Origin of the sequence: Clostridium brassicae (assembly GCF_026738875.1) — a bacterium.
GTDB classification, from domain to species: domain Bacteria; phylum Bacillota; class Clostridia; order Clostridiales; family Clostridiaceae; genus Clostridium_H; species Clostridium_H brassicae.
This window is the reverse complement of sequence record NZ_JAPQFJ010000028.1, coordinates 25,853-33,403: the sequence shown is the minus strand read 5'-3', so window position 1 is coordinate 33,403 and position 7,551 is coordinate 25,853. Positions and strand designations below refer to the sequence as shown.

Sequence of the window (7,551 nt, the reverse complement as noted above, 5' to 3'; positions counted from 1 at the left end):
AAATAACTTCTTGTGAAATGGATACATCTAAATTAATATCTAATATAACAGTTTTAGATGTTATAGAAAAGGAAAAAGAAGAAAGTATATCAGAAGCAGAAGTAATAGTAGCTGTAGGAAGAGGATTAAAATCAGAAAAAGATATGGCAATGATACAAGAGCTGGCAGATCTTTTGGGAGGTAAAGTAGCAGGAACAAGACCAATGGTAGAAGCTGGTTGGATAGATGCTAAGCAACAAATAGGATTAAGTGGAAGAACAGTAAAACCTAAACTTATAATAACACTAGGTATATCGGGAGCTATTCAATTTGTAGCAGGTATGAATAACTCAGAATGTATATTCTCTATAAATAAAGATGAAGATGCTTCAATAATGAAAGTGGCAAACTATGCAGTAGTGGGAGATATGTATGAAATAGTTCCAGCATTAATGGAGAGTTTAAAAGGCGGAAAGACTTTAAGTGAAGTGGCAGCAACACTTTAATATAGTAATTGGATTCTAGTGAACAGTAACCAGTGAGTAGGTGTGAGTTAACTTGTATTTTACGTTAAATATAAATCAGCTATAATTTGTTACTAGAGGTTAGCTATAGGGAATAAAAAAGTAATTAGTAGTTGCTGCTAATCCATAAAAGGTTCAGAAAAACTTTTAAACAAAGAGTTAGAGGATAGTGATTAACAAGCAAAACGGGGAGGGTTTAAGAATGGAATATAATAAAGTAAATGCTAAAGATATCGAATTTATAAAAGAAGTAGTTGGTATAGATAATGTGTTAGCAGGGGAAGAAATAAGTGAGGACTATAGCCATGATGAATTAGGTGGAATAAGTCATATGCCAGATGTGTTAGTAAAAGTACATTCACAAGAAGAAGTCTCAAAAGTAATGAAACATGCATATGAAAATACTATTCCAGTTGTAGCTAGAGGATCAGGTACAGGACTTGTAGGAGCATCAGTGCCAATTCATGGTGGAATAATGGTAGATTTAACAGAAATGAATAACATTTTAGAATTAGATGAAGAAAACTTAACACTTACAGTAGAGCCAGGGGTTCTTCTTATGGAGATAGGAAAATTTGTAGAGGAACATGACTTTTTTTATCCACCAGATCCAGGTGAAAAGAGTGCTACAATAGGAGGAAATATAAGTACTAATGCAGGTGGAATGAGAGCTGTTAAGTACGGAGTAACAAGGGATTATGTAAGAGGACTTGAGGTGGTATTACCAACTGGAGAAATATTAGAATTAGGTGGAAAAGTGGTTAAGAATAGTTCAGGTTATGGCATAAAAGATTTAATAATAGGTTCAGAAGGAACACTTGGAATAATTACAAAGGCTATACTTAAATTATTACCACTACCAAAGAAATCAGTAAGTTTGTTAATACCGTTTTCTAATTTTGATAAAGCTATAGAAATGGTACCTAAGATTATAAAATCAAAAGCAATACCAACAGCTATAGAATTTATGACAAGAGATACTATACTTTCAGCAGAAGAATTTTTAGGAAAGAAATTCCCAGATAATTCATCAGATGCATATCTTTTGTTAACATTTGATGGAAATACTCAAGTACAAGTAGAAGCAGACTATGAAACAGTTGCCAATCTATGTTTAGAAGCTGGGGCATTGGATGTGCTTATTGTTGATACAGATGAAAGAAAAGAATCAGTGTGGTCAGCAAGGGGAGCTTTTCTTGAGGCAATTAAGGCGTCTACAACAGACATGGATGAGTGTGATGTTGTAGTACCAAGAAATAGTGTTGCAGAATTTATAAAATATACTCATGAGTTAGAAAAAGAGTTTGATGTAAGAATACCAAGCTTTGGACATGCTGGGGATGGAAATTTACATGTTTATATTTGTAAAGATAACTTAAGTGATGAAGAATGGGAAAAGAAATTAAAAGAAGTATTTGACTGTATGTATAAAAAATCAGAGGAGCTAAAGGGACTAGTATCAGGAGAACATGGAATTGGATATGCTAAGAGAGAGTTTATGTTTCACCAATATGGAAAAGAATATATAAAAATTATGAAGGGAATTAAAACAACATTTGATCCTAAAAATATATTAAACCCAGGGAAGGTTTGTCAGTAAATATAAGATAAAAGAACTAGTGCGAAGATAGAACTTTCACTAGTTTTTTTATATAGGAGGGGGATATGATATATGTTTTCCACTATTAAAACAGTAAAAGTATATGAAGAAGTTATTTTACAAATAAAGGGAATGGTTAATTCGGGAAAACTTAAAAAAGGAGATAAATTAATATCGGAGAGAGAGTTATCTAATCAATTAGGAGTTAGTAGAACTTCGGTAAGAGAAGCTCTAAGAGGACTCGAAGTTATAGGACTTATAGATTGTAAACAGGGTGAAGGTAACTTTATAAAAAAAGATTTTGAAAGTAATTTCTTTGAACCACTTTCAATTATGTTTACATTAAATAAAAGTAGTACAGAGGAAATACTAGAACTAAGGAGGGTAATTGAGGTTGAAACAGTAGCTCTTGCTGCAAAAAATATAACTAATGAGGAGTTAATAGAATTAAAGAATCTAATGGATGAAATGAAGAGAAACAAAGATGAAGAATTAAAAGGAAATTTAGATAAGAAATTTCATTATAAAATTGCCCAAGCCTCTAGAAATAACTTAATAGTTACAGTATTAGATGTGATATCAAGTTTAATAGATTCCTTTATAAAAGATGCTAGAGCGGATATATTAAAAAAAGAAAATGATGAGGAAATTATACATTATCATCATGAATGTATATATAATGCTTTAATTAAGGGCGATGCCGAAGAAGCTGCTTCCATTATGAGAATGCACATGAAATTGATAAGCCAAAATATTTTAAAATAGGATAAGTTAAAATAGGTAAAAAATAAATATAACAATAACATATTTAAAAATGTATATACCTCTGTTAATAGTTCTACAATTTAAATGTAGAAGATAAGAGGGAGATTAGTTTCTAATCTTTAGGTAAAGCTAAGACTTAAATCTATCTAAAGAATTGGAAGCTTATTTTTTTATAAATGGTATGGATACATATATAATAAAGTACTTAAAGTTTGATAAATAACTAACTAATGTAAAAATTATATACAAATATAACTTTAAGAAAAAAAATTTTTTTGGAAAAATATTGTAATACTATAAATTAAGGAATTGATTATTTATATACAACAAAGAGTAAAATGTTAATAAAATAACTATTGTAGAAATATTAAGAATAGTGTGATAATATTTAACTGACAGTAAGATCATCAGACCAGTTAGTGTTTAAAAATGTAGCTACATTTTACCTAAAATAAAATTAAATAAGGTAAAAGAGGTGTGAGTGTATGTTAGCACTAATAGCATTAATACCCATTATTTTAGTAGGTGTTTTGATGATAAAGTTTGATTTGCCATCTACTAAGGCAATGCCTGTAGGTTTTTTTTCATCTATGATATTGGCAGCTGCATTTTGGAAAATGCCAGGGAAATGGATAGGAGCAGCGACTATAACAGGAGCTATAAATACAATAGATATATTGCTTATAGTATATGGAGCACTACTTATTCTTCAAATAATGAAGAAAAGTGGAGGAGTAGATGGAATAGCTCATTCAATGGCTTCTGTATCTACTGACAGAAGAGTTCAGGTTATCATAATAGGGTTTTTAATGGGTGCGTTTTTTGAAGGAGCAGCAGGCTTTGGAACACCAGCAGCAGTAGCAGCTCCACTACTTGTAGGACTAGGATTTCCACCATTAGTAGCGGCAATGGTAGCTTTAGTAGGAAATAGTGTACCAGTAACTTTTGGAGCAGCAGGAACGCCTATAATAGGAGGGTTTGCTAATTTAAAAACTATGGTGGAAGCTGGAGGATTTAATGGAGATTTCACAACCTTTTTAGCTAATGTAGGTGGATTTGCAGGAATACTACATTTTTTAGCAGGTTCATTTATTCCACTTGCTATGGTCTGTTCTATGACACTAGTTGTTGATAAGAGTATTAAGAAGGGGTTAGAAGCACTACCATTAGCTTTATTTGGTGGATTAGTTTTTACTGTGCCTGAAGTGTTGATTTCAAATTTTGTAGGACCAGAACTTCCATCATTACTTGGTGCTTTAATAGCAATTCCAGTGTTTATAGGGGCAATAAAAAAAGGATTTTTTGTGCCCAAAAATAGTTGGGATTTTAAACCTCATGATGAATGGGAAGAAGATTGGGAAGGTGAAGTCGCAGCAATGCAATCTGATTTACAATCTAAAAATATAATGAATTCAGGAAAAGCATGGGCTCCATATATTTTAATAGGTGTATTGCTTTTATTAGGTAGATTGAAATGGATAGGACTTACTCCTATATTAAAATCATGGAATATATTATGGAATAATATTTTAGGAACATCTCTATCGAGAGGAATAACACCTCTTTATAATCCAGGTGTTATACCATTTATGTTAGTTGCGTTAATGATACCATTTATGCATGGATTAGATAGAAAAGAGGCAGTAAGTTGTTGGAAAGAAACTTTGAAGCAGATAAAACCATCAGCTATAGCATTATTCTTTGCATTAGGAATGACTTATATAATGATGAATGCTGGAGCAGCAACAAAATCAGATTCAATGCTTATAGTAATAGCTAAGACGGCAGCAAATTTTGCAGGAAAAGGATGGTATATATTAGCACCAATAGTTGGTATACTAGGAGCATTTATATCAGGAAGTTGTACTGTATCAGATATTATGTTTGGTGGGCTTCAATTTAGTGCGGCAAAACAAATAGGAATACCTGTAATACCTATAATTGCACTTCAAACAATAGGTGGTGCAGCAGGCAATATGATATGTGTACACAATGTAGTAGCAGCATTGACAACAGTTGGACTTGTTGGTAAGGAAGGTAAAATTATAAAGAATAATGTTAAGATTGCCTTAGCATATGGAATTTTTACAGGCATATGTGCAATTATCATTGCAAACGTATTCATGAAAAATATATTTTAATAATTTATAGATATAAAAGTGTACTAGGAATTGAAATATATTCCTAGTATAACTCATGTAATTAATTTATAACAATTATAGTATATATGGTTAAGAAAGGTTTTTGAACTAAATAAAAAGACACAAAATAGTCATTCAAGATGGGGTTTTAGTTAAGAGTGGATAAATAAGATAGAAGATATTAGCTGAAACTCTACTTATTTATAAATAACTGGTAAGGTCATAGTACCAGAAGATTAAATAAATATTGAAATGGAGGAACAGAAATGGAGATTTTGGTTTGTATTAAACAAGTACCAGGAACTACAAAAGTTGAGGTTGATCCAGTTACAGGAGTACTAAAAAGAGATGGGATTGATTCAAAAATGAACCCGTATGATTTATTTGCATTAGAAACGGCTTTTAGAATTAGAAAAGATAGAGGTGGAAAAGTTAACGTTATTACTATGGGGCCACCACAAGCAAAAGATATTATAAAAGAGGCGTACATGATGGGGGCAGACGAAGGAACTCTTTTATCGGATAGAAAATTTGCTGGAGCAGATGTACTTGCTACTGCATACACACTTTCACAAGGAGTTAAAATGACAGGAAATCCTAAACTTATAATCTGTGGAAAACAAACAACAGATGGAGATACAGCTCAAGTTGGACCGGAGATTGCTGAATACTTAGGAATACCCCATGTAGCTAATGTAAGAAGAATAATAGAAGTGGGAAGCAAAACAATAACTGTAGAAATGGATATGGCAGAGACTGTTGAAGTACAGGAGATAGAATATCCTTGTTTAATAACTGTCGAGAAAGATATTTATACTCCAAGATTACCTTCTTATAAGATTAAGTTAGATACACAGGATAGAGAAATAAAATTATTTAGTTTCAACGATTTCGAAGATAAAAATGAAAATCATTATGGACTTAATGGCTCAGCAACTCAAGTTGAAAGAATATTCCCGCCAGAGGTTAATACAGACAAAGAGTTATGGGAGGGAACAGGAGAAAATTTAAAAGACAGATTATTTGATAAGCTAAAAGAAATGAAATTTGTTTAATAAATGTTGTAGGTTATTTCTTAAATTATTATATAGAAAATTATTAAGAATTAAAGTTTGGAAAATATGATGGCATATTAAAGTTTTAAAGTAAACAAGAAATATATTATTGTGAAACAAAAAAAGTTTTAAAGGAAAGAGGAGGATGAGAAATGGGAAGGTTAGTAATTGATGAAGAAAAATTAAACAAAGAAATTATAGAAAAATTAGTTGATATATGTCCTTTTAATGCTATAGAAGAAAAGGAAGGAAAGATAGAAATTACAGCAGGATGTAAGATGTGTAAATTGTGTGTTAAAAAGGGACCAGAAGGTGTAATTCAATTTGTGGAAGATGAAGAACCACAGATAGATAAAGATAAGTGGAATGGTATTGCAGTTTATGTAGATCATGTTGAGGGTAAAGTTCATCCAGTAACATATGAACTTATAGGAAAAGGAAGAGAACTTGCAGCGAAGATTAATCATCCAGTTTATTGTGTTTTTATAGGTCACAATATAAAAGATAAAGCAGAAGAATTACTACATTACGGTGTAGACGAAGTTTTTGTATATGATTATGAAGAATTAAAAGATTTTCGAATAGAACCATATACAGCAGTTTTTGAAGATTTTATAAATAAAGTTAGACCATCTTCAATTTTAGTTGGAGCAACAACAGTAGGAAGATCTTTAGCACCAAGAGTAGCTGCTAGGTTTAGTACAGGATTAACTGCTGATTGTACAGTTTTAGACATGAAAGAAAATACTGATTTAATTCAAATAAGACCTGCTTTTGGTGGTAATATAATGGCACAAATTATAACTGCAAATGCAAGACCACAATTCTGTACAGTAAGATATAAGATATTTACCCCACCTGAAAGAGAAGATAAAGTAAATGGTAAAATTACAATGTGTGAAACAGATAGAGAAAGGTTTACTTCAAAAATAAAGGTACTTGAAGTGACTAAGAAAGAAAAAGAAATGAGTATATCTGAGGCTGAAGTTATTGTAGCAGCTGGTAGAGGAATTAAGTCTGAGAAAGATATGCAACTTATCAAAGAACTTGCTGACTTTTTAGGTGGCCAAATAGCAGGAACTAGGCCACTTGTTGAGGCAGGATGGATAGACCCAAGACAGCAGATAGGGCTAAGCGGAAGAACAGTAAAACCTAAAATTATAATTACTTGTGGAATACAAGGGTCTGTTCAATTTGTAGCAGGAATGAAGAATTCAGATTGTATAATAGCAATAAATAAGGATCCAAATGCATCGATATTTAATGTTTCTCATTATGGATTAGTAGGAGATTTGTATGAAATTATACCTGGATTAATTGAAAAGATAAAAACTTGTGGAAGCTTATCAGAGGCAGCAGCGTCAATACACTAATAAAATACCAGTAACCAGGGATGAGTTAGATTGATTCTCTGTGAAATAAAAAATCAATTATACTGGTTACTGGCAATTGGTTACTAGAAAATAAAGTAACTATCTTTATGAAGT

The 7,551-nt window shown here is 31.6% G+C and carries 6 protein-coding genes; all 6 read left to right on the top strand.

Going from position 1 to position 7,551, the window contains the following annotated elements:
- Nucleotides 1-485 (top strand): electron transfer flavoprotein subunit alpha/FixB family protein (locus OW729_RS17705; RefSeq protein WP_268062882.1); only part of this gene is annotated, 485 nt, incomplete at its 5' end.
- Between the two features lie 220 nt (nucleotides 486-705).
- On the top strand, nucleotides 706-2,103 hold the full coding sequence (locus tag OW729_RS17700) for an FAD-binding oxidoreductase (RefSeq protein ID WP_268062881.1): 1,398 nt from the start codon (nucleotides 706-708) through the stop codon (nucleotides 2,101-2,103).
- 72 nt (nucleotides 2,104-2,175) lie between these two features.
- Complete coding sequence (locus OW729_RS17695) at nucleotides 2,176-2,868, top strand: FadR/GntR family transcriptional regulator (RefSeq protein WP_268062880.1); 693 nt, start codon at nucleotides 2,176-2,178, stop codon at nucleotides 2,866-2,868.
- Nucleotides 2,869-3,353: 485 nt separating this feature from the next.
- Nucleotides 3,354-5,009 (top strand): L-lactate permease, encoded by a 1,656-nt coding sequence (locus tag OW729_RS17690; protein ID WP_268062879.1) that lies wholly within the window; start codon nucleotides 3,354-3,356, stop codon nucleotides 5,007-5,009.
- 266 nt (nucleotides 5,010-5,275) lie between these two features.
- Nucleotides 5,276-6,064, top strand: coding sequence for an electron transfer flavoprotein subunit beta/FixA family protein (locus tag OW729_RS17685; protein ID WP_268062878.1), 789 nt, complete (start codon nucleotides 5,276-5,278; stop codon nucleotides 6,062-6,064).
- Between the two features lie 152 nt (nucleotides 6,065-6,216).
- Complete coding sequence (locus OW729_RS17680) at nucleotides 6,217-7,437, top strand: electron transfer flavoprotein subunit alpha (RefSeq protein ID WP_268062877.1); 1,221 nt, start codon at nucleotides 6,217-6,219, stop codon at nucleotides 7,435-7,437.
- Nucleotides 7,438-7,551: the final 114 nt, after the last annotated feature.